The 22,223-nt window shown below is 72.5% G+C and carries 16 protein-coding genes; 4 read left to right on the top strand and 12 right to left on the bottom strand.

The window, feature by feature from the left end; translation table 11 throughout:
• Window positions 1-63: 63 nt before the first annotated feature.
• The 3 genes from ABZV42_RS19515 to ABZV42_RS19505 form a co-directional block, all read right to left on the bottom strand.
• Window positions 64-1,302: an SAV2148 family HEPN domain-containing protein gene (locus tag ABZV42_RS19515; RefSeq protein ID WP_355979336.1), complete on the bottom strand. Its 1,239-nt coding sequence runs from the start codon at window positions 1,300-1,302 to the stop codon at window positions 64-66.
• A 119-nt stretch (window positions 1,303-1,421) separates the two neighbouring features.
• Complete coding sequence (locus ABZV42_RS19510; RefSeq protein ID WP_355979338.1) at window positions 1,422-2,738, bottom strand: copper amine oxidase; 1,317 nt, start codon at window positions 2,736-2,738, stop codon at window positions 1,422-1,424.
• 59 nt (window positions 2,739-2,797) lie between these two features.
• Window positions 2,798-3,616 (bottom strand): Tat pathway signal sequence domain protein, encoded by an 819-nt coding sequence (locus tag ABZV42_RS19505; RefSeq protein WP_356052877.1) that lies wholly within the window; start codon window positions 3,614-3,616, stop codon window positions 2,798-2,800.
• 178 nt (window positions 3,617-3,794) lie between these two features.
• Here ABZV42_RS19505 and glgX point away from each other — a divergent pair, with 178 nt between their 5' ends.
• Window positions 3,795-5,903 (top strand): glycogen debranching protein GlgX, encoded by a 2,109-nt coding sequence (gene glgX, locus ABZV42_RS19500; RefSeq protein ID WP_355979344.1) that lies wholly within the window; start codon window positions 3,795-3,797, stop codon window positions 5,901-5,903.
• A 167-nt stretch (window positions 5,904-6,070) separates the two neighbouring features.
• The gene (gene treY, locus ABZV42_RS19495; RefSeq protein WP_356052875.1) at window positions 6,071-8,521 is read left to right on the top strand and encodes a malto-oligosyltrehalose synthase; all 2,451 of its coding nucleotides are present in this window, start codon (window positions 6,071-6,073) and stop codon (window positions 8,519-8,521) included.
• On the opposite strand, the gene ABZV42_RS19490 is transcribed toward treY, so the two are convergent.
• Window positions 8,481-9,641 (bottom strand): cytochrome P450, encoded by a 1,161-nt coding sequence (locus ABZV42_RS19490; RefSeq protein WP_356052873.1) that lies wholly within the window; start codon window positions 9,639-9,641, stop codon window positions 8,481-8,483. The two genes, treY and ABZV42_RS19490, sit on opposite strands and share 41 nt — an antisense overlap.
• 598 nt (window positions 9,642-10,239) lie before the next feature.
• Between ABZV42_RS19490 and ABZV42_RS19485 the strand changes: the two genes are divergently transcribed.
• On the top strand, window positions 10,240-11,490 hold the full coding sequence (locus ABZV42_RS19485; protein WP_355979353.1) for a M14 family zinc carboxypeptidase: 1,251 nt from the start codon (window positions 10,240-10,242) through the stop codon (window positions 11,488-11,490).
• 1 nt (window position 11,491) lies between these two features.
• Here the strand turns inward: ABZV42_RS19485 and ABZV42_RS19480 are convergent, their stop codons facing one another.
• From ABZV42_RS19480 to ABZV42_RS19470, 3 genes are all read right to left on the bottom strand, one after another.
• Window positions 11,492-11,902, bottom strand: coding sequence for a subtilase-type protease inhibitor (locus tag ABZV42_RS19480; protein ID WP_356052871.1), 411 nt, complete (start codon window positions 11,900-11,902; stop codon window positions 11,492-11,494).
• Window positions 11,899-13,224 carry a M14 family zinc carboxypeptidase gene (locus ABZV42_RS19475; RefSeq protein ID WP_355979357.1) on the bottom strand — a complete coding sequence of 442 codons (1,326 nt, stop codon included), beginning with the start codon at window positions 13,222-13,224 and terminating at the stop codon, window positions 11,899-11,901. Before ABZV42_RS19475 ends, ABZV42_RS19480 begins: the two co-directional genes overlap by 4 nt.
• A 350-nt stretch (window positions 13,225-13,574) precedes the next feature.
• On the bottom strand, window positions 13,575-14,141 hold the full coding sequence (locus ABZV42_RS19470; protein WP_355979359.1) for a DUF1707 and FHA domain-containing protein: 567 nt from the start codon (window positions 14,139-14,141) through the stop codon (window positions 13,575-13,577).
• Window positions 14,142-14,334: 193 nt separating this feature from the next.
• Here ABZV42_RS19470 and treZ point away from each other — a divergent pair, with 193 nt between their 5' ends.
• A complete protein-coding gene (gene treZ / locus ABZV42_RS19465; RefSeq protein WP_356052869.1) occupies window positions 14,335-16,080 on the top strand; it encodes a malto-oligosyltrehalose trehalohydrolase in 1,746 nt (581 codons plus the stop codon).
• A gap of 110 nt (window positions 16,081-16,190) precedes the next feature.
• Here the strand turns inward: treZ and ABZV42_RS19460 are convergent, their stop codons facing one another.
• From ABZV42_RS19460 to cyc2, 5 genes are all read right to left on the bottom strand, one after another.
• Window positions 16,191-17,144, bottom strand: coding sequence for an aminoglycoside phosphotransferase family protein (locus ABZV42_RS19460; RefSeq protein WP_356052867.1), 954 nt, complete (start codon window positions 17,142-17,144; stop codon window positions 16,191-16,193).
• 62 nt (window positions 17,145-17,206) lie between these two features.
• The gene (locus tag ABZV42_RS19455) at window positions 17,207-18,331 is read right to left on the bottom strand and encodes an aminopeptidase P family protein (protein WP_355979365.1); all 1,125 of its coding nucleotides are present in this window, start codon (window positions 18,329-18,331) and stop codon (window positions 17,207-17,209) included.
• 95 nt (window positions 18,332-18,426) lie between these two features.
• The gene (locus tag ABZV42_RS19450) at window positions 18,427-19,047 is read right to left on the bottom strand and encodes a LysE family translocator (RefSeq protein WP_356052865.1); all 621 of its coding nucleotides are present in this window, start codon (window positions 19,045-19,047) and stop codon (window positions 18,427-18,429) included.
• A gap of 98 nt (window positions 19,048-19,145) precedes the next feature.
• Window positions 19,146-19,850, bottom strand: coding sequence for a PDZ domain-containing protein (locus ABZV42_RS19445; protein ID WP_355979367.1), 705 nt, complete (start codon window positions 19,848-19,850; stop codon window positions 19,146-19,148).
• A 166-nt stretch (window positions 19,851-20,016) separates the two neighbouring features.
• The gene (gene cyc2, locus ABZV42_RS19440; RefSeq protein ID WP_356052863.1) at window positions 20,017-22,185 is read right to left on the bottom strand and encodes a germacradienol/geosmin synthase Cyc2; all 2,169 of its coding nucleotides are present in this window, start codon (window positions 22,183-22,185) and stop codon (window positions 20,017-20,019) included.
• Window positions 22,186-22,223: the final 38 nt, after the last annotated feature.

The raw sequence follows: 22,223 nt of genomic DNA, 5'->3' as shown, positions 1-22,223 counted from the left end.
ACGATCGCATGAGCCACTGACAATCCGGGGGGCGTGTTCCACCGGACCGCGAGGAACGGCTGCTCAGGACACGGGCCGCGAATCGGCCCAAGCCATCTCGAACTCCTCGCGATACGTAGGGAAGAGTCCCTCTTCGCCGATTTCGTCCGGTTTGAGCACTCGGCTGCCGCCGCGCAGCACCAGGACGGGGGCCTCCATGCCGCGCGTGCGGCGCAGGTAGGACTGCACGACCGCGACGCCGTCCGAGCCGTCCCCGTCGACGAGGTACGCGGTGAAGCGGGGCGTCTCGTCGTAGACCTGGATCTCGAAGGCGTCCGGGTCACGCAGCCTGGACCGCACCCGCCGCATGTGCAGGATGTTCATCTCGACCGACCGGCTCAACTCGCCTCGCTTGAGGCCCAGTTCACGCTCGCGCCGCTTGACCGCGCTGGAGGCGGGGTTCAGGAACAGCAGCCGGGTCCGGCAGCCGGACTCGGCGAGGCGGACCAGCCGGCGCCCGGAGAAGTTCTGCACCAGCAGGTTGAGGCCGATGCCGATCGCGTCCAGCCGGCGGGCTCCGCCGAAGAGGTCCTCCGCGGGGAACTGGCGCAGCAGCCGCACCCGGTCGGAGTGCACCGCGACGACGTCCGCGTAGCGGTCGCCCACGAGGTCCTCGACGGCGTCCACGGGCAGCCGGCGCGCGGAGGGCACGTCGCTCCCGGCGCCGAGAATCTCCAGGAGCTTCGCCGCGGCCCGCTCGGCCTGGTTCAGGACGGCCTCGGACAGCGCCCGGTTGCGTGACACGACGTTGCGGGTCACTTCCAGCTCGTCCAGGGCGAGTTCGACGTCCCTGCGTTCGTCGAAGTAGGGCTCGAAGCACGGCCAGTGCTGCACGATCAGCTCGCGCAGCTGGGGCAGCGTGAGGAAACTCAGCACGTTGTCGTCGGCCGGGTCGAGCAAGTACCCCTTGCGGCGGCTGACTTCGCGTACGGCGACGGCGCGCTGCACCCATTCCTGGCCGGCCGGACCCGCGGCGGCGACCACCCAGTCGTCGCCGTGGACGGGTTCGTAGATGGGCCGGAGAACAGCGGCCACGACCGCGCGCAGCCGCTGTTCGACCAGGTTCAGCCAGATGTAGGCGCGCCCGGCCCGCTGGGCGCGCGTCCTTACCTCGCGCCAGGCATCGGCGCCCCAGTCCAGTTCCGGTCCGATGGATCCCATTTCCATCGGCCGCGCCAGGGACACCGCGCCGGGTGGGACATCTGTGGAGTTCCCCTCGTGACCCTCGTCACCCGGAGGCAGCTCCAGCCCTCCCGAGCCCACCCACGCACCGCCTTCCGCTCCCCCGAGCACTCCCCAGGGGCCTGGCCCCAATCAACGATCAAGGAAGGGTACTCCGGGAGCGGCGAGCGGTGCAGCCCGATGCTCAGGTCGTTTCCCAACTACCTAGGTTGGACATGCCCGTTCTGGTCCGCGAGCTCCGGCGGAGTGAGCGGATTCATAGCGGTGACGTCACGCGGGGCGATGGAGAATCCCTGCCAGTGGACCGGCATCGGCTGCTGGTCCTCGTCCCGGGCGATGTGGTGGAAGCCCACGTTGACCCAGACCACGGGGTGGGTGAGCGTCTGCCCGTCGACGTACTTGTCGACGGTTTTACCGTGCCCGGCACCGCAGTTGCGCAGGTTGTCGCTCGCGAACTGCTCGCACTTGTTGTACTCGGTGAAGTAGACGTCGTGCTTGGTGAAAGCGCGACCGAGGTACTTGGTGGTCGCGCCAGGGACGATCTCGTACGAACGTGCGTGGTTGTCCTTGTTCTTGCCGGTGTTGCTGACGATCCGCCACCAGCGCATGTTCTTGGCGTCACCGGCGAGTTCCTTGGTGACCTTGGTGACGGTGGTCTTGTTGCTCGGGGCCTCGGCGCCTTGCGCGGGCGGGCTGACGACGGAGTCGTACTGCTCGATCTTCCCCTTGGAGGAGCCGTCCAGGCCGAAGTTGAGCCGCCAGAAGACGTTGTGGCTGTGGCTCGTGGCGTAGTCCTTGGCGCCCTTGCCGAGCGGCCAGCCGCGCCCGTCGCCCGCGTCGTAGTCACCGGGCGAGAGGCTGCCGGTGGCGCCGATGTTCATGTTGATCGTGCCGTCGTCCTGGAACCGCCACTCGGTGATGTACTCGTACCAGCCGACCTTGTTGACGGTGTAGACGAGCAGGTCCTTGCCCTGCTTCTGGAAGACCTTGTTCCCCGTGTCGGCCTCCATCCGGTAGGCGTGGCCGCGTGAACGGGTCGTGGTGCACAGGCCCTTGACGTTCGCGTGCGCCGGGTCCCAGGCCTCCGGGACCTTGACCGTCTTGATGGAGCCGCCGGGACACTCGGCGGGGACCATGTCCACCAGGCCCTGGCCGAAGCCGGCGCCGGTCAGGTCGCTGTACTCGACCGAGCCGTCGTCGTAGGGGACGTCGATCTGGGCGAGCTTGGCGGTGCTCAGGACCTTGATCGGGGCGGCCTCGCCGGGGGGCTGGTACGAGATGTTCTCCAGGACGAGCCCGGCCTCGCTCTCGTAGTGCCAGCACATCCGCCAGGTGGTGCCGGTGGAGAGCTTCTGTTCGATCTGGTAGGCCGCGCTGCATTCGGCGGCCGGGGCGGGCGCGGACCGGGGCTGGGCGACGGCCGGTCCCGCGGCCGTCGTCGCTCCGGCGGCCAGGGCGAGCGCCGAGAGGCCCACGGCCGTCCGGCTGCGGGCACGGCTGTTTCTGTTGACGCGCATGAAGAGAGGACTCCTTGCGGAAAGCTGTGAAGGTGGGAAGGACAGAGGAAGGGCGGCGCTCAGCCGAGCTTGCCGACCTTGCGGGCGCTCAGGTCGATCACCAGGTCACGGCTGTCGATCCAGGGCCCGTTCTTGACCTTCGGGAAGAGCCGGACGCACCGGTGCTCGCCGCAGGCGCCGAGGGCGGCGGGCTGGGCACCGGGGGTCGCGCGGTAGACCATGCTGTTGAGCATCAGCTGGTCGGGCGAGGTGAGGTCCTTGCCGGTGGCGTCCTTGAAGTCGGCCTTGAGGCCCGCGCCGAGCGGATCGGCGATCAGCAGCTTGGCCGCCTCGGTCATCTCGTCCCGGCTGATCGGCGGCTGTACGCCGTGCTGGACGCCCGTCTGCTCGACCTTCCCGGTGTCGAGGTCGACGGTCTTGGTGACGAGCGTGTCGTCCTTGTAGTCGTAGAACGTGATGTCGGCCCGGCGCGGCGCGTTCGGGTTGTCCAGATCGGCCGTGTCGGGTTCGGAGAGGTCGACGCCGATGCGCTGCGGTCCGCGGGCGCCCTCGACGTTCTCGCTGGAATTGAAGAGCTGCCGGTTCACCGCGATCTGTTCGGCACGCCGCATCTCGTCGTCGGTCAGCGGGTCACGGCCCTTGCCCTTCTGCCCCTCCGCCGGCGCCCGCTCGACGACTCCGGGCCGCACCGCGCCGCCCGGACCGTCCTGCGCCGGCTGCTGCGCGGTCCCGCCTCCGCCGCCCCCGCTCGCTCCGCCCGACTCGTCGGCCCCCGCCGACCCCGGAAGGGTGACACCGATCATCACGGCCGTCCCTGCCACCGCGATGGCCGCACCCGCCACCACCTTGCCCAGATGGCGGTGCACTATCTTGCGCACATTTCCCCCTACTCCCCCTGCATCCCCAGGAGTCGTTCGAGTCCCACTGGTTCGGCATACGAGATATGCCTGGTCGCGGGGTAAGAGGGATGTAAGTCATAGGAGGTTCCATCAATTTCGAGGAGACTCGGCTCGGACTCGCCCCCAGGGGCACGGCACTACTGGAAGAGTCATATCCATGCAGGTCTGGCCTGGCGAGGCGTATCCACTCGGTGCCACGTACGACGGTGCCGGTACCAATTTCGCGGTCTTCTCGGAGGCCGCCGACCGTATTGAGCTGTGCCTTCTGCACGACGACGGCTCGGAGACGGCCGTGGAACTGCGGGAGACCGACGCGTTCGTGCGGCACGCGTACCTGCCCGGGATCATGCCCGGACAGCGGTACGGCTTCCGGGTGCACGGGCGGTACGCGCCCGAGCGGGGGCAGCGCGCCAACTCCGCGAAGCTGCTGCTCGACCCGTACGCGCGTGCGATCGCCGGCTCCGTCGACTGGGGCGAGGAGGTGTACGGCTATCCGTTCGGGTCGCCCGACCGGCGCAACGACCTCGACTCGGCACCGCACACCATGTCGTCGGTCGTGGTCAACCCGTACTTCGACTGGGGCGACGACCGGCGCCCCCGGACGGAGTACCACCACACGGTGATCTACGAGGCCCACGTGAAGGGCCTCACGATGCTGCATCCCGCACTCCCGGACGAGTTGCGCGGCACCTACGCGGCGCTCGCGCATCCGGCGATCATCGAACACCTGACCGAACTGGGCGTCACCGCGCTGGAACTGATGCCCGTGCACCAGTTCGTGAACGACCACCGGCTGGCCGACATGGGCCTCAGCAACTACTGGGGCTACAACACGATCGGCTTCTTCGCCCCGCACAACGCGTACGCCTCCTGGGGCGACCGGGGCCAGCAGGTCCTGGAGTTCAAGTCGGCCGTCAGGGCGCTGCACGAGGCCGGCATCGAGGTCATCCTCGACGTGGTCTACAACCACACGGCCGAGGGCAACCACCTGGGCCCGACGCTCTCCTTCAGGGGCCTCGACAACGCCTCGTACTACCGTCTGGCGGACGACCCCCGCTACTACATGGACACGACGGGCACCGGCAACTCGCTCCTGATGCGCTCGCCGCACGTGCTCCAGCTGATCATGGACTCGCTGCGCTACTGGGTCACCGACATGCACGTGGACGGCTTCCGCTTCGACCTCGCGGCCACGCTGGCGCGCCAGTTCCACGAGGTGGACCGGCTGTCGTCGTTCTTCGACCTGGTCCAGCAGGACCCGGTGGTCTCCCAGGTGAAGCTGATCGCCGAGCCCTGGGACGTCGGCGAGGGCGGCTATCAGGTGGGCAACTTCCCGCCCCTGTGGACCGAGTGGAACGGCAAGTACCGCGACACCGTGCGGGACCTGTGGCGCGGTGAGCCGCGCACGCTGGCCGAGTTCGCGTCCCGGCTGACCGGCTCGTCCGACCTCTACCAGGACGACGGACGCCGTCCGCTCGCCTCCATCAACTTCGTCACCTGCCACGACGGCTTCACCCTGAACGACCTCGTGTCGTACAACAACAAGCGCAACCAGGCCAACGGCGAGGACAACCGGGACGGCGAGAGTCACAACCGCTCCTGGAACTGCGGCGCCGAGGGCGAGACGGAGGACCCGGACGTGCTGGCGCTGCGGGGCAGGCAGCGGCGCAACTTCATCGCCACCCTGATGCTCTCCCAGGGCGTGCCGATGCTCAGCCACGGCGACGAGTTCGCGCGCTCCCAGGGCGGCAACAACAACGCCTACTGCCAGGACAGCGAGCTCGCCTGGGTGCCGTGGCCCGAGGAGGACTGCGAGCTCCTCGCCTTCACGCGCGCGATGGTGTGGCTGCGCCGGGACCACCCCGTCTTCCGGCGGCGGCGCTTCTTCCACGGCCGCCCCGTCCAGGGCACCCACGACGAGCTCTCCGACATCGCCTGGTTCACCCCTGAGGGCCAGGAGATGACCCAGCGCGACTGGGGGTCCGCGCAGGCCCGGGCGCTGTCCGTCTTCCTCAACGGCAACGCGATCTCCGAGCCGGACACGCGCGGGGAGCGCATCTCCGACGACTCCTTCCTGCTGATGTTCAACGCCTCCCCCAAGCCGCTGGAATTCGCCGTACCGGCGGACCACGGCCGTCAGTGGCAGGTCGTCGTCGACACGTCGCTGCCGGAGGGAATCGCGCCGGGTACGGGCGCGAAGGTCACGGCCGGTGACCGGCTGACCCTGGTCGACCGGAGCCTGACCGTGCTTCAGCGGCCCGTATAGGAGGCCTCGCCCCCCGCACGCGCGCGTGGGCTCCCGTCACGGGTCCGCGCGCGCGGAGCGGGGCCGTGAGCGGAGCCGGGCCGCGCGTGCGGGATGGGGCGGGGCCGTGCGTGCCCTTGTGCCGGCCGCGATGACAGAAAGGCGGCCGGGCGGGTACGTAGATTCGCATGACACCTGAGCGCCCCGAACCGGCGATCGCGGACTCGGTCGTCCCCGGCCCGGTCGCCCCCGTCGTGCCGACCGCCACCTACCGGCTCCAGCTACAGCCCGAGTTCCCCTTCCGCCGCGCCGAGGCCGCCGTCCCCTATCTGGCCTCGCTCGGCGTCTCCCACCTGCATCTGTCCCCCGTCCTCGAGGCCGTCCCCGGCTCGACCCACGGCTACGACGTGGTCGACCACACGCGCGTACGGGCCGAACTGGGCGGTGAGGAGGGGCTGCGGTCCCTGGCACGCACCGCGCGGGAGCACGGTCTCGGGCTCGTCGTGGACATCGTGCCGAACCACATGGCGATGTCCCCGCGCCACAACCACGCCCTGTGGGAGGTGCTGCGCGAGGGCCCCCGGTCGCCGTACGCCCGCTGGTTCGACATCGACTGGGACGCCCAGGACGGCCGGCTGCTGCTGCCGGTGCTCGGGGACCGCCTCGGCGCCGAGACCGGCCAGCTCAAGGTCGACGGCGACATACTGCGCTACTACGACCACGTGTTCCCGCTCCGCGAGGGCACCGCGAGACTGCCGATGCCCCAGCTCCTGGACGCCCAGTGGTACCGCCCCGCGTGGTGGCGGCTGGCCCGCACCGAGCTCAACTACCGGCGCTTCTTCAGCATCTCGGAGCTCATCGGGGTGCGCGTCGAGGACCCCGAGGTGTTCGCCGCGACCCACGCGAAGATCCTGGAACTCGTCGCCGACGGGGTGATCGACGGACTGCGCGTCGACCATCCGGACGGGCTGGCGGACCCCGACGCCTATCTGCGCCGGCTGCACGAGGCGACCGGCGGCCGCTGGATCGTGGTCGAGAAGATCCTCGCCGACGGCGAGCCGCTCCCGCCCGCGTGGCCCGTGGCGGGCACCACCGGCTACGACGCTCTGCGGCACGTCGACGGCCTCTTCACGGACGAGGCGGGCGCGAGCCGGCTGCTCGGCCGCTACCGGCGCTTCGCGGGCCCGCAGGCCGACCGGGGCGGCCACTGGGCCAGCACGGTGCGCCGGGCCGCGTACAAGGTGATCACCCACGAACTGGCCGCGGAGGTCGAGCGCCTCACCCGTGAGGTGAGCGCGCTGTGCGCCGCCTCCCCCGACCCCGCCGCCCGCGACCACGCTCCCTGGGCCCTGGGCGCCGCGCTGCGCGAGCTCCTGGTCAGGATGGAGGTGTACCGGCCCTATCCGTCCACGGACGCGGCCCAGGTCATCACCGAGCGGGCCGCCGCCGAGGCCAGGTCTGCGTTCCGGGTGCCCGAGGAGGCACACGCCGTGGATGTCGTACGGGATCTGCTGCTCGCCCGGGACGGCGACGAGCCCGGGGAGGCCGCGTTCCGGGCCCGGTTCGCGCAGACCTCGTCGGCGCTGCGGGCCAAGTCGGTGGAGGACACGGCGTTCTACCGCTATGTGCCGCTGCTTTCGGCGAACGAGGTGGGCGGCGCCCCGGGCAGCCCCGCGGTGTCCCCTGACGACTTCCACGCGTACTGCGCGCGCGTGCAGCGCGACTGGCCCTGCGGCGGAACCGTCCTGTCGACCCACGACACGAAACGCAGCGCGGACGTGCGCGCCGCCGTCTCCGTCCTCACCCAGTGCCCGGAGGCCTGGTCCGAGGTCCTGGCGGCGGTGACCGACGAGGAGCCGGGCACCCCCGACCCGCAGGTGGCGTGGGCCGCGTGGCAGACGGTGTTCGGCCTCGGCCCGGCCACCGGCGAGGACGGCGTCGCCGTCCGCACCGAGCGCGTACGCGAGGCCCTGCTGAAGCACATCAGGGAGGCCGGAACGCGCACCGCCTGGACCGAGCGGGACCCCGCGTACGAGGACGCGGTGTCCGCGTTCGTCGCCGACGGGCCGTGCGGGCCCCCTGGGCGGCACGTGACCGCCCTGCGGGCCTCGCTCGGCCCGCACGTGCGGGCCAACGTCCTGGGGGCCGCCCTGGTCCATCTGACGATGCCCGGGGTGCCGGACGTGTACCAGGGCACCGAGGACGAGTACCGGGCGCTGGTGGACCCGGACAACCGGGAGGCGTTCGCACCGCGCGATCCGTCCGCGGAGAAGCCCGCGATGACGGCCGCCGCGCTGCGGCTGCGGGCCCGGCGGCCCGACGTCTTCGGCGGCTCGGCGACGTACGCGCCGCTGCGGGCCGAGGGGCCGGCCGCCGAGCACTGTGTGGCGTTCGTGCGGTCGGGAGAGGTGATCACGGCCGTCACCCGGTTGTCGCTCGGTCTCGCCGAGGCCGACGGCTGGCGCGACACCGTCCTCGCGCTCCCCGAGGGGCGGTGGGCCGACGTGCTCCCCTCGGGCTCCGCCGGACGGGAGTTCACGGGCCACGCGCGCGTGGCGGACCTCTTCGGGACGTCACCCGTCGTGCTCCTGGAGCGCGTCAGCTCGGACACACCGGAAGAGTCCGGGGAGAGCGGCTGACCAGTCCCTCCGGGCGCGGCCGGGACCCGGGGGCCCGGCGCAGGTCCGGCAGCGCGGTCAGCAGGGCGCGCAGCCCGGCCTCCGCCGTCAGCCGGGCCAGCGGCGCGCCCGGGCAGTAGTACTGGCCCGAGCCGTACGCGAGGTCGCCCCGGTCCGCGCGGAAGATGTCGTAGCGGTCCGGGTCCGCGAACCGTGCCGGGTCGCGGCCCGCCGCGCCGAGCAGACACGCCACGGTGGCGCCCTCGGGTATCGGGCCGATCGGTTCGAGCGCCCGGCGGGCCACGATCTGCAACGGCGGGTCGCGGCGCAGCGACTCCTCCCAGGCGGCGCCGGCCAGCTCGGGGCGGTCACGGATCAGGCCGAGCGCGCGCGGGTGGTCGAGAAGGCCGGACAGGAACGACGCGAGGGCGCGTGCCGTCGTCTCACCGGCCGCGCCCAGAACGGTCCCGGCGAACCCGGTCACGGCCTCGTCCGGCAGCGGATGCCCGTCGGGGCGGGCCGCGCACAGCACGGACAGCAGGTCGTCACCGGGGTGGGCCCGGCGGCGGACGACGTGGGGCAGCAGGTAGGCGTCGAGGCCGGGGCGCCTGCCGCCGAGGTGGTCGAGTCCCGTCCGGCACCAGGCGTGCACGCGTGCGGTGTCCTCGTACGGCAGCCCGAGCGCGGCGACGGCCGCGGCGGCGGGCAGCCACTGGCAGAAGTCGGCCACGAGATCGGCCTCCGGGCGGGACGCCAGACGGCTCGCGAGCACATGGGCGGTGCGCTCGACGCCCGCGCGCAGGGCGGCCGTCACCTGGTCCCGCAGCGCCGAGGACGCGAGGGCCCGGTACGCGCCCCCGTGGGCCGGTACGGGTCCGGGCGAGGGCGCCACGAGCCGCGGGTCCGCGAGTGCGGCGCGCACATCGGCGTACCGGCTGATCAGCCACGCGCCGAACGGCTCGTCGTAGACCAGGGGGAAGCGTCCGCGCAGGGTGCGGTAGAGCGGGTGGGGATCGCGCTCGGTTCCCGGGTCGAGAAGGCTGGCTGGGGCACCCGCCTCCGGGGAGGGCCAGGGCGGCGGCGTGTACGGCGAGGGGGCCGACGGGGTGAACGGGGGCGCCTGCGAGGGACGCCCGGGCACGGGAGCCGGCACCGGGCTCGCGCCGAGCGGAGACGCCGGGCTCGCGGAGAGCGGGGGCGGTGGGCCCACGGAGGGTGTGGGCGCTGGGTCCACGGCGGGCGGGCTTGACGAGCCCATGGCGGGCGGGGGCGACTGGCCCACGGCGGGCGGGGTTGACGGGAGCCGGGGGCTCATGGGGGTTGCCGTCGGGGCGCCTTCGCCGGGAAGGCCGTGTGGACACAGCACCGCGGGCCACCACCTCGGGTCTGCGCGCCGGACCCGCGCGCGGTTGTTCCGAGTCGAACACCGCCCGCGCCGCACCGCAGTTCCCGTACACCCGGACGAGTGAATCGTGTACGTCGCCCCGGCACGCCCGCCCGTGCCGCGCGGGTACGCCGTTCACCCCCTGCCGATCACCTCCCGCCGAGTGCCCGCCAGGGTTCTCCGCAGGCCTGCGGGACGCGGTCCGCCCCGGCCGGTAAGGCGCGCGCACCCGCCGCTGCCCCTTGCCGCCGGAAAATGCCACCCGGGGTTCCCCGGGGCCGCGCCGACGCGTCCTTGACAGTTCTCCGAGACCGTGGAGTACTGCCAAAAGCGACGCAGGGCGGACAAGTCGGGGGTGAGTCATCTGCCGGAGTTGCGCTACCCCAGTGTGACCGAAATCGTGTCGTCCGCCTCTGCGCTGGCGGCCCACCGGCCCGACCTGTGCGTCCTCAGACAAGTGGGCGCCTCCCGCGCGGGCAGACCCCTCCACCTGCTGTCCGTCGGCCACGCCCGGCGCGCGGTCCTCGTCGTGGCGGGGGCCCACGCCAACGAACCGACGGGCGGTTCGACGCTGTTGTCACTGGCTGAACGCGTGCTGTACCGAAGGGAGTTGCGCCGGGACACCTCTTGGCACTTTCTGCTCTGCGCGGACCCCGACGGGGCGAGCCTCCATGTGACCCCCGCACCGCGGACCCTCCTCGACTACCACCTGGGCTTCTTCCGTCCGGCCGGCCCCGAGCAGCCGGAGTGGTCGCCCTCCGTCCTGCCGCCCGACCGGCTCCCGCCGGAGACTCGCGCGCTGACCCGGGTCATCGACGAGGTGCGGCCCTACCTCCAGGTGACGCTGCACGGAACCGATCTGGGCGGCAGCTGGGTGCAGTTGACCAAGGACATCCCGGGTCTCGCGGAGCCGTTCGCCAAGTCTGCGGCGGAGCTGCGCATCCCGGTCGAGACGGCCGCCTCCGACGCCGCGGGCTGGCCCGCCTCGGGGCCCGGGGTCCATGTGATGCCTGCGCCGGGCTCGGACACGGCGTACCCGAGCATGCCTGACGACGCCCGGCACAGCACCTGGTACCACGCCCACCGGTACGGCGGTCTGACGGCCGTCGTGGAGGTACCGATGTGGGCCAGCGACCTGGTGGACGATCCGGCGCCGCACCCCGCTCCCGAGGCGGCGATGCGACGCCTGGCCCACCGGCTGGTGATGGACGCCGATCAGGTGGAGGCGGTGCTCGGGCGGGCCCTGCCCCGGCTGCGGGGACCGGACGGACCGCTTCTGCGGGCCGCGAAGTGGGCACTGGACCTGGTGCCGGGGCTCGCCGCCGACTGGTCGCAGCCGCCCCCCGCGGACACGACGATGGCGTACGTGGGCAGTGTGGACGCGTTCGGCAGGCGGATCCCGCTGCGGGCCGCGTCGATGCTGCTGCGCGTCCTGCGGGAGGCCGGCGACCAGGAGGCACCCCGCCTGGAACAGTTGGTCGGCGGCTGGAGCGACGCCTTCGCGGAACGCTTCGGCGCACGCTGGGTGCCGCTGGAGAACCAGGTCGAGCACCAGGCCCGTACGGTGATGGCGGCCGCCCGCCACGCGCGCGACGGCGCCGTCTGACTCAGCTCGACAGGTCGAACACCGCGCCCGTCTCGGCCTTCATCGCACAGGAGTTGGAGAACGCGCGCGTGTAGTCGACCCGGCGGCCGTTCCACGCGCCGTGCGCCGACGCCGTCACGGGCGCGTAGATCATGGGGCACATGGTGCCGGACCGACGGGGGATGCGGCCGATGTCGCCTCCGGCGGCGGCGAGTTGCCGGCAGGCCCTGGCCGCGTGGGCGTGGCCCCGGGGCGGGTCGCAGAGCAGCAGGACACCGCGGGTGTCGCTGGAGCGGGCGTCGCCGCGGGTGACGGCGAGGCGGAGCCAGTTGCCGGGCAGGCCGTGCCGGGGGGACGCGGGGGCCGCGCCTGCCAGGAGAAGGGCGAGCGGGACGAGCAGGGCGGCGCGGATCACTCGAAGGGGTGTCGTCATTCCCGGTGCATCGGCACCTTGGCCTGTGCGGTCCAGCCGGAGTCACCCGAACGAGGACGTGTGCCGTTGTGGCGCCCGGCGAGTTCGAACGCGGCGAGCACGACACGCGCCTGGTACTCGACCTGGCGTGCGACCGGTATCCAGCGCGCTCCGCAGCCGTCGCGGTAGTCGGCGCACCACGCGTCGATCAGCCGGTCGAGCTCGGGCAGCGCGTCGCAGGGGTCCTCGCCGGAGGCGACGACGAGCTGGTGCAGCAGCCCGGCGGTGCGCAGCGCGACCCGGCGCCCGGCGAGGCGCAGGGCGGTGAGCCGGGCGGTGTCGAGCGGGGGCAGGGCTCGTGTCCCGGCGTCGCGCGCGTCGGGGTCCCAGGAGTCGGCGAGTCCGGGGCCGACCAGTAAATAGTCGTCGACGGGCGCGAGCAGACAGGTCACGTCCGGCGAGCTGCCGAGGCCGGGGCGCACCCGGGCCAGGACGTCCTCAAGAACTCTCGTGTCGTGCCGCAGGGTTCGGCTGACGGAGCGCAGCACCGCGTCGGGATCGGCGGGGCGCGCCGGGTCCTCGACGGCGCCGACTCCCCACATGGGTGCCTCGACGATCGCGGTGACCGTGCCGTGCGTCTGGGGGTGGAACCAGGTGGAGTCGACCGCGGCCTCCGTGATGGCGGCGGCCAGGTCGCCCGTGCGCGGTGGCGGGACGCGGTAGACGGCGGGACCGAGCGCGGGCCAGTACAGGGTGTCGTAGGGGCCGAGTTCGCGCGGGATGCCGAGGCGGGCCGCGCTGTGCGCGACGCGCTGGGAGAGGCCGGGCAGGTCGCGGGTCAGCTCGACGAAGGCGCCGCCGACGTCGACGCCGTGCAGGGAGCACTGGAGGAACGGCCGCAGTTCGTCCTGGAGTCCGAGCAGGACGCGGGTCTCCGGCAGCGCGGCACCGTCCGGGCCGTCGGGCAGCCATTCCGGCTGTTCGTGGAAGCCGGGCCGGAAGAAGTGCCGGAAGTAGTGGCCGAGCGTGTAAGGGCCTTGGAGCCAGGCCTCGTTGCGGCGGGAGCCGTCGGGGTCGAGGCAGAGCAGCAGGTTCCAGGTGGCGTCCGCGCCCTCGGTGAGGCGGGGGTCGGTGAGTGCCCGCTCGGCCAGCCTGAGGGCGGTCGCGCCGCCGACGGGTTCGTTGGCGTGCGGTCCGGCGACGACGAGGGCCTGGCGGCTGCCGTGTCCGACGGACAGGAGCAGCATCGGTGTGCCGGCCCGGGAGGTGCCCACGCGGCGCAGCCGGGCGGCTTCGGGGTGGCGGGCGACGAGCGCGGCGGCGCGGACGCCGAGTTCGTCCACGGTGGGGTAACGGCGGAGTGGCGGCAGAGCACACCTCCACTCGTACGTGCCGTCGTTTCACCAGATGTACATCAAGTACCCACAGTCAGTCACGAACTCCGGGTGTACGTCAACACCGCGGCAGCGCACGGATGTTGCGAGCGCCGACCGGTGAGTGCCGCTCCGCGTCCGGTCGCCGGGCGGGCGGGCGCTCCTCGCGTACAGCGGTTCATGTCCATCGCCTGGCGCTCGGGCGCTGCTCGCGTACACCGGTCCGTGTCCGGTCTGCGGGCGCTGCTCGCGTACACCGGTCCTTGTCCGGTCGCCCGGCGCCCGGGCACTCCTCGCCTACGCCGTGCGGAGGCCGTGGTTCAGGCCGAGGCGAGGCGGAACATCATGCGGCCGAAGCCGACCTGGTCGCCGTCCTTCACGACGGAAGCGCCGATGACGCGCCGTCCGTTGACGGTCGTGCCGTTGGTCGAGCCGAGGTCGCGCAGCACCCACGCACCGCCCTGGCGCCGCAGTTCGGCGTGCACCCGGGAGACCGTCTCGTGGTTGAGGCGCAGCCCGCTCGCCGGGTCGCGGCCGATGCGCAGCGGGTAGGCGTCACTCGGTTCGGGCAGCTGCAGTTTGGGCAGCCGCTCGGCCTGCCAGGCCCGGCGCAGCCGGACCGTGAAGCCGGACACGGCCTCCACGCTGCCGAACACCCACTTCGACCAGCGCCGCCCGGCGGGTTCGTCGCCGCCGGGCAGGTCGGCGGTGAGCACGGCGAGTTCGTCGGAGCGACGGGCGGACAGCGCCAGCTCCATGCGGTGGACGAAGGTGTCGTGGGAGAGACGGCCGAGGGCGACGCCGTCGCGGAGGGACTTGAGCGCCCGGTCGCGCTCCGCGTCGGACAGCCGCGCGGGGTACGGGTGGAACTCGAAGGACGACGTCACATTCGTGATTGTCGGCCAGTAACGACAAGGTGTCCAGAAGACCCGGAAACGGCTGGTGGGACCGTATGCCGCCGTTCGCGCGACCAAAGGGCGACGAACACGCGGCAAAAGGGTGGATCCGAAAGCGAATTGATCTCCTGTGGAGCACCATGGACGGGCTGGGTCACTGCGAGCCGACAAGGGGGAAGCGTCCATGCGATTCGAGGTGTGGGCACCACGGGCCGACCGGATGACGCTCCATTGCGCGGGTGTCACGAGCGCGTTGGAGCGTGATCCCGGACGTGCCGGATGGTGGGCGGGCGAGGCGGAGGCGGCGGACGGGACCCGGTACGGGTTCGCGGTGGACGACGGTCCGGTCCTGCCCGATCCCCGCTCGCGCCGCCAGCCGGACGGCCCCGACGGAGAGAGCGCGGTGGTCGACCAGGGGCGGTACGCGTGGCGTGCGGACTGGCCCGGACGCCCGCTGCCGGGCGCGGTCCTGTACGAGCTGCACGTGGGTACGTACACACCCGAGGGAACTCTGGACGCGGCGGCGGAGCGCCTCGGACATCTGGCCGAACTGGGCGTCACACACGTCGAGTTGATGCCGCTCTGCCCGTTCCCCGGCCGGCACGGCTGGGGGTACGAGGGTGTCTCCCTGTGGGCGGTGCACGAGCCGTACGGCGGTCCCGGGGCGCTGAAGCGCTTCGTGGACCGGGCGCACGAGCTGGGCCTCGGTGTCGTCCTCGACGTGGTGCACAACCATCTCGGTCCTTCGGGCAACCATCTGCCGTCCTTCGGGCCCTACTTCACGGACACCCACCAGACGCCCTGGGGCTCGGCGGTGAACCTCGACGCGCCCGGCTCGGACGAGGTGCGCGCGTATCTCGTGGGCAGTGCGCTGGCCTGGCTGCGCGACTACCGGCTGGACGGGCTGCGGCTCGACGCGGTGCACGCGCTGCGGGACACCCGGGCGCTGCACTTCCTGGAGGAACTGTCGGCGGCCGTGGACGCGCTCGCCGGGGACCTGGGCCGGCCGTTGTTCCTGATCGCCGAGTCGGATCTCAACGACCCGCGGCTCATCACCTCACGCGAGGAGGGCGGTCTCGGGCTGCACGCGCAGTGGAACGACGACTTCCATCACGCGCTGCACACCACGCTGACCGGAGAGGCGCAGGGCTACTACGCGGACTTCGCGCACGCCCCGCTCACCGCGCTGTGCAAGACGCTGACGTCGGGCTTCTTCCACAACGGCACCTACTCCAGCTTCCGCGAACGGCATCACGGCCGTCCGCTCGACCGCGCGCGGATCTCGGCGCAGCGGCTGCTCGGCTACACCCAGACCCACGACCAGATCGGCAACCGCGCGCAGGGGGACCGGCTGTCGGCCGCCCTCTCCCCCGGGCTGCTGGCCTGTGCCGCCGCGCTGGCGCTCACCGCGCCCTTCACGCCGATGCTGTTCATGGGCGAGGAGTGGGGTGCCTCGACTCCCTGGCAGTTCTTCACCGACCACACCGACCCCGAGCTCGCGGAGGCCGTACGGCGGGGCAGGCGGCGGGAGTTCGCGGCGCACGGCTGGGCCGAGGAGGACGTGCCCGACCCACAGGACCCGGCGACCCGGGACCGCTCCTGTCTCGACTGGTCGGAGCCGGGGAGCGCCCCGCACGCCCGGCTGCTGGCCTGGTACCGCGAACTGATCGCCCTGCGCCGGAGCCAGGCCGACCTGTCGGACCCCGATCTCGCGGCGGTCAGGGTCGCCCACGATCCGACGGCCCGCTGGGTCGCCGTCCGGCGCGGCGACGTACGGATCGCCGTGAACCTCGGCAAGGATCCGGCGGCGATTCCGCTCGGCATCCGCCGCGTACACGTCCTCGCGGCCTGGGAGCCGGTCGAGGCACCGGCGGCGGACGGCGTGCTGAACGTGCCGGGAGAGTCGTGCGTGGTGCTGACCCAGGCCTGAGCGATCCCTCCCCCGGCGTCCTGCCGGGCTCGGCCGGGCCCTGACGTACCGCGGTACAGCGTCCTGTCCTGTCCCCGCTCCGTCCCGCCCTGTCCTGGCTTGCCTCGGTCCTAGGGTGCGTCGCCCGGCGCGTCCCGCAGGTCCGTGACCCGCTCCAGCAGGATCGACTCCCAGGCACGCGCCAACCGGGCTTCGAGGAGCGGGAGTCGACCGGGTTCCCGGCCGCCCCGGTGGTGGTCGGCGAGCCGGATGACGGTGTCGCAGCGGGCGAGCCACAGACCGCGCAGGCAGGGGCGGGCACCGTAGCCGGCGAGGGTCGCGGCGCGCACGGCGGCCGGGGCACCGACGGCGAGGGCCAGCCCGGCGATGTCCTCGGCCGGATCTCCGATCACCGTGCCGGTCCAGTCGAGGACGCCCCGCACCCGTCCGTCGGGGCTGACCACGAGGTGCTCGCCGAGGAGTCCGTGGTGCACGAGGACGGCGGGGCCGGTCTGCGCGCCCAGCTGGACGGCGGCGGGCGCGGCGAGCTGGTCGAACCGGGCGGGGTCGAACTCCTCCGCGGGGATCCGACCGGCGGCCCGTACGGCGCCGGCCCGCAGGTCCTCCAGGGAGCGCGGCGCGGTCCGTGGCACCCCCAGGGTCTCCGCCTGCCGTACGGGGACCTCGCGCAGCCCGGTCAGCAGGTCCGCCAGGTCGGCCTCGCCGAGCGCCGAGACGGCCTGTTCCTCACCGGAGACGCCGGGCACCTTGGTGTCGAGGGTGTAGCTCAGTCCGCTCGCCCACTCGCCCCGCGCCACGCTCACGGGAACGGCGCCCCCGACGAAGGGGCGGATCAGACCACGCAGCCGCAGCTCACGGCGTTGGCGCAGGGAGGCCTTGCGGTCCGGGGCGAGCCTCAGCACATGGCGCCTGCCCACCCACCAGGTGTGGTGCCCGCCCCCCTCGCGCACGGGCCGTACGTCCGGTCCCGGACCGGGCGCGGCGTCGTCCGAGAGCAGGGCGCGGACGAGCCGACGGACGGTCTCGGAAGTCGGCGGGGGTGTCGGTGCCGGTGTCGGGTTCATGGTCGCGCCCTTGTCGTCCGGGGGCGGGGGCGAGGGATCGCCGCGCGGTCTGCGGGCGCGTGTCAGTCGACGATCACCATCTCGCGGGATGTGTTGTTGAGCCGGCGTCCGCCGTCCTCGGTGACCGTGACGATGTCCTCGATGCGGACCCCGAAGCGGCCGGGCAGATAGATCCCCGGCTCGACGGAGAAACACATGCCGGGGACGAGGGGCTGTTCCTCGCCCTCGACCATGTAGGGCGGTTCGTGGGTGGTGACGCCGATGCCGTGCCCGGTGCGGTGGATGAAGTACTCGCCGTACCCGGCGGCCTCGATGACGGCGCGCGCGGCACGGTCGATGTCCTGGCAGGCGGCCCCGGGACGCACGGCACGGAAGCCGGCCTCCTGGGCCTCGCGCACGATGTCGTGCACCTTGCGCTCCTCGTCGTCCGGTTCGCCGACGTGGACCGTGCGGGAGGTGTCGGAGCCGTAGCCGTCCTTGAGGCCGCCGAAGTCGAGGACGACCATGTCGCCGGGCTCGATCACCCGCTCGTCGGCCTCGTGGTGGGGGTTGGCTCCGTTGGGGCCCGAGGCGACGATGGTGAAGTCCACCTGGGAGTGCCCGAACCGGCGCAGCAGCTCGGCGAGGTCGTGGGAGACCTCCGACTCCCTGCGGTCGGCGAAGCGGACCTTGCGGATCTCCTCGAACGCCTCGTCCGCGGCCGCTCCGGCGGCCGCGAGCCGCTCCAGTTCGGCCGCGTCCTTGACGGCCCTGAGCATCGGCAGGGCCTCGGTCAGGGCCGCGTAGCGGGTGTCGGGGAGCCGCTTCTGTATGCCCAGCAGGTGCAGGGCCCAGCCGTTGTCGCTGATGCCGAAGCGGCCGGAACGGCCCATGAGGGGTTCGGCGGCCGCGTAGGGGTCGGAGCCGTCGGTCCAGGTGTGCAGGGTCAGCGCGGGCGCGCCGGCCGACTTGGCCGCGTCGGGCGCCTCCAGGGTGGGCACGACGAGGGCCGGGTCGTGACCGGCCCGCAGCACAAGCAGGGTGAGCCGCTCGGTCTCCACCGGACGGTACCCCGTCAGCCACACCAGGTCGGGCCCCGGCGCGACCAGGACGCCGTCGAGCCCGGCGTCGGCCGCGGCCCGGGCGGCGCGCCGCATACGGGCCTCGTAGTCGTCGGCGGTGAAGGGCTCGGGTGTGGCGGCGGTCATCCATGCCTCCGTGTGTGCGGAGTTCCCCCAGGGGGCTACGGCAGCATCCTGCCCCTCCCTCGGGGTGTGCGCGAGCCGGTCACGCCCGCCCCGGGTCAGCCCTCCAGGGCCAGGCGGGCGCCCAGGAGCAGCAGGACGCCTCCGGAGACCTGCTCCAGGCGCTGGCGCACACCCGTGCGGGACAGCACGGCCTTCATCCGGCCGACGAACCACACGTAGACGCCGTAGTACCCCACCTCGTAGACCGCCCAGAGCGCGGCGAGACCGAGCATGGCGGGCAGGTGCGGGGCACCCTCGGGCACGAACTGGGGCAGGAAGGACATCGCGAAGACGGCCGCCTTGGGGTTGGCGAGGTTGAGCAGCAGCCCGCCCCGGTAGGACGCCCAGGCGCTTCTCTCCGCGCCCTCCCAGCCGCTGTCGGCGGCACCCTTGGAACGGCGTGCCTGCCACAGCGTCTGGACGCCGAAGCCGACGAGCACGACGGCACCGACGACGCGCATGACGCCGTACGCCAGCTCGGAGGCGGCGAGCAGGGCGGAGAGGCCGAACGCGGCCACGGCTCCCCACAGGAAGACGCCGGTCTCGTTGCCGAGCACGGTCATGAAGCCCGACCGCCTGCTGCCCAGCGACCGTTTGATGATCAGTACGGTGCTCGGTCCGGGCGAGGCCGCGATCAGGGTGCAGGCGCCGAGGAAGGCGGCGAGGGTGCTCAGCATGCGGCCATGGTGACGGGCCGCGGCTTCGTTGACCAGCCCTTTTCCCCTGCGCCTGGCGGAATGGGTCCCTTACTCGCGGGGGCTCGGGCCGGGGCCCCTCAGGTCGCGATCCCGGGGACCGCGGACAGGCGCCCTCGGACGCCGTTCGCGTGCCGTACGCGCAGGGTGACCTCCCGGCCCGGGGTCGCGTCCGCCACCGCGCGCGCGAGGCCGGCGGCCGAGGTGACCCCGGTCCCCCCGAAGGCGAGCAGGACGTCTCCGCTAACCAGGCCCGCGGTGCAGCCGGGACCGGGGACGTGCACGGCGACGATCAGCGCGCCCCCGCGGTCGGGGGCGTCGACGGCCTCGACCCCGAGGGTCCCTCGCGCGAACTGCCCGTCGGACTCACCCGACCGGATCGGGCTGCCGGTGCCGGACTCCGTCCTGGGGCTGTCGGACCCCGGCACGCCGGAACCGCCGGGCCGCGGCGCTCCGGAGCCGGCGGAGGGCTGCTGTGCGTGCCCGGCCGCACCGGCCTGCTTCTGAACGTCCGCCAGTCTGTTCAGGCCGATCACGGTCGCGCCCACCGCGCCGAGCCCCACACCGGACAGGACGAGGACCGACCCGACGAACAGGCCGGTCAGCAGGGTGACCAGCCGCCGGCCGCGGCGCCGCGCGGCGTGCGGGCGCCGGCTTTCGCCGGACGGACGGGTGCCGTCCGACGTACGGTCGCCGCCGTACGTACGCGTGCCGCCGCCCGGACGGTCGCCACCGCCGGGGTTCTGACCGGGCATCGGCTTGGCACGCAACGCGGCCTGTTCCATGAGTCGCCTCCGGCAGGTGTTCTACGGACCGCCTTCAGCTCATGCCCTACCCCTCGCTCCGGCTCGCGACGATCCCCTAACGAGTGAGACTGTCATCCCCGTTCGAGGAGCCGGCCCTTCACGGCCCCTGCCGCTCCGCCGGGCGATCCGCCGTGCGGCACCCTGTTCAGACGGGTTCCGCCCGCCAGGCGAGCGGCAGCGCCGACGCCTGGTCCGGTACGAAGCCGTGGGCGCGCCTGGCCAGGTCCGCAGCGCCGTAGCGGCCGCATTCCTGGTGCCACTTGAGGATTCCGGCCAGCCAGTTCTCCAGTTCCGTCACATAGCCCCGCATGATCGCGCGCGCTTCCTCCGAGAGCTTGAAGTCCTCGTACAGGAGGGGCAGTTCGTGGGCGGCGACATGCTGGAACTGCTCCATGCGCCGGGTCATCAGGTCATGGACGATGCCGAGCGCCGTCGGATAGTCGCAGCCGAAGAAGTTCTGCACGACGAGGATGCCGTTGTGGATCTCCCCCTCGTACTCGATCTCCTTCTGGTACGAGAAGACGTCGTTCAGGAGCATCGCGTAGTCCATGGCCGCGTTCTCCAGTGACCGGACGGCACCGCTGCGGTAGACCTCAGGGGGGACCGTACGGCCGTGTCCGAGGCGGCACAGGCTCATGGTGAGCTCGGAACCGAAGGTGGCCCGGCGCATCTCCAGATAGTCGACCGGGTCCGGGATCCGGTGCTGGATCCGGTTGGACAGCTCCCACAGCCAGCTCTCCGTCATGACGTCCACCGACGCGCGCAGCGCGGTCCGGGCGTCCGGGGTCATCTCCGCGGTGGTGCGCCGCCACAGGTCGATCAGCCCCCGCTCCATGCCGTTGGCCGGGACGGGCGTCTCCTCGCCCTCCTCGGGCATGCAGGCGCTCAGGCGCGCCGTGGCCAGCCGGGCGGCGGTCAGGTCGGGGCGGCCGCCGAAGCACAACGGGTAGTAGTCGTCGCCGTAGGTGCCCCAGGCCAGCCACTGCGAGCCGAGGTCGAGGGCCTCGGGCGTGGCGTCGGGGTGGATGCCGGCGGCGCACAGCGGCAGGTCGTAGGCGACGAGCTTGTCCTCGTCCCAGACGCCCTCCCGGAGCATGCCCATGGCGTGCATCCAGGTGCCGAGGCCCTCGCGGGCACCCGCGAGGTGCGGGCTGAGGGTGACCTCGAACGGCATGTGGAACTCGGGCAGCCTGGAGGGGCCGACCTTCTGGAACGGGACGTGGGTGTACACGCGCAGCCGCTCCGCCCCGGCCGAGAGCAGTGCCCCGACGTCCGCGGCGGACGTCCCGAACTCGCCCATGCCGAGGGGCCGCGCCTCCTCGGCGACGCCCTTGTTCATGTAACGGCTGGAGCGCATGTGCCATTCGTGTCCGCCGGACTGCCAGTCCTGGAGTCCCCGTGTGTACGCGGCGACGGCGCCGACCTCCGGGGCGGTGAGCCCCTTCTCGAGAGCCAGCGCGGGCACCTCGGTGAGGGCCGTGTGCTCGAACTGGCGGAGCCGTGAGGTGAGTACGTCGTTGACGGTCTCGGCGGCCTGCTGTGTCGTGCAGCCGAAGAACGTCTCCAGGACGAGGACGCCGTTGCTGAGTTCGCCCTCCTCCTCGACCTCCCGCTGGTAGGAGAAGAGGTCGTTGCGCAGGTGGACCCCGTCGGAGAACGTCTCCATGAGGACGCGCAGCGGCCTCGACTCCTCGACGGACGCGGGCACTTCGCAGGTCGCGTACTCGACGAGCCCCGCCGACCAGGGGGCTCCGCCCACCTTGCGGCGCATCTCGATGTACTCGACGGGGTTGGCGATCCGTCCCTCGTCGATGTTGGACAGCTCCCACATCGACTCGTTGAGCAGATGCTCGGTGGAGACGGCGAACCGCCTGCGCCACGCCGTGGACATCGAGGGCACCGTGCGCGCCCACAGGTCGGCGAGTCCCGCCTCGACGGGATTCTCCGGTTCGGGGACGGGGGCCGACAGGTCCAGCGGCATGAAGAGGGGGAGCCGGTCCAGGTAGGCCTTGCCGCCCGCGCGGTCCTGGGTGCGCTTGAAGGTCTCCAGGAAGTGGTCGTCGAAGAAGAAAACCCACACGTACCAGTCGGTGATGAGGGAGAGCGCCGGCCCGTCGCAGTCGGGGTGGGTGTAGGCGCACAACAGGCCGTAGTCGTGGGCGTCGAGGTCGGACTGCTCCCAGATGCCCGAACCTTCGAGCATGCCCATGTCGCGGGCCCACTCGGCCGAATGGGCCCGCGCCTCGTCCAGGTGCGGGTTCAGGCGGGCGGTGTAGGGCATGTAGAAGTGCGGGAGTCGGAACGGCTGCGTCATGGCCGGGCCCTACCCAGGGCCCCGCGCGCACATCCGCA

The organism is Streptomyces sp. NPDC005281 (assembly GCF_040607495.1).
In the GTDB taxonomy this organism is placed as follows: Bacteria; Actinomycetota; Actinomycetes; order Streptomycetales; family Streptomycetaceae; genus Streptomyces.
The sequence above is the reverse complement of the archived record's forward strand: the minus strand, read 5'-3'. Positions and strand labels throughout refer to the sequence as shown.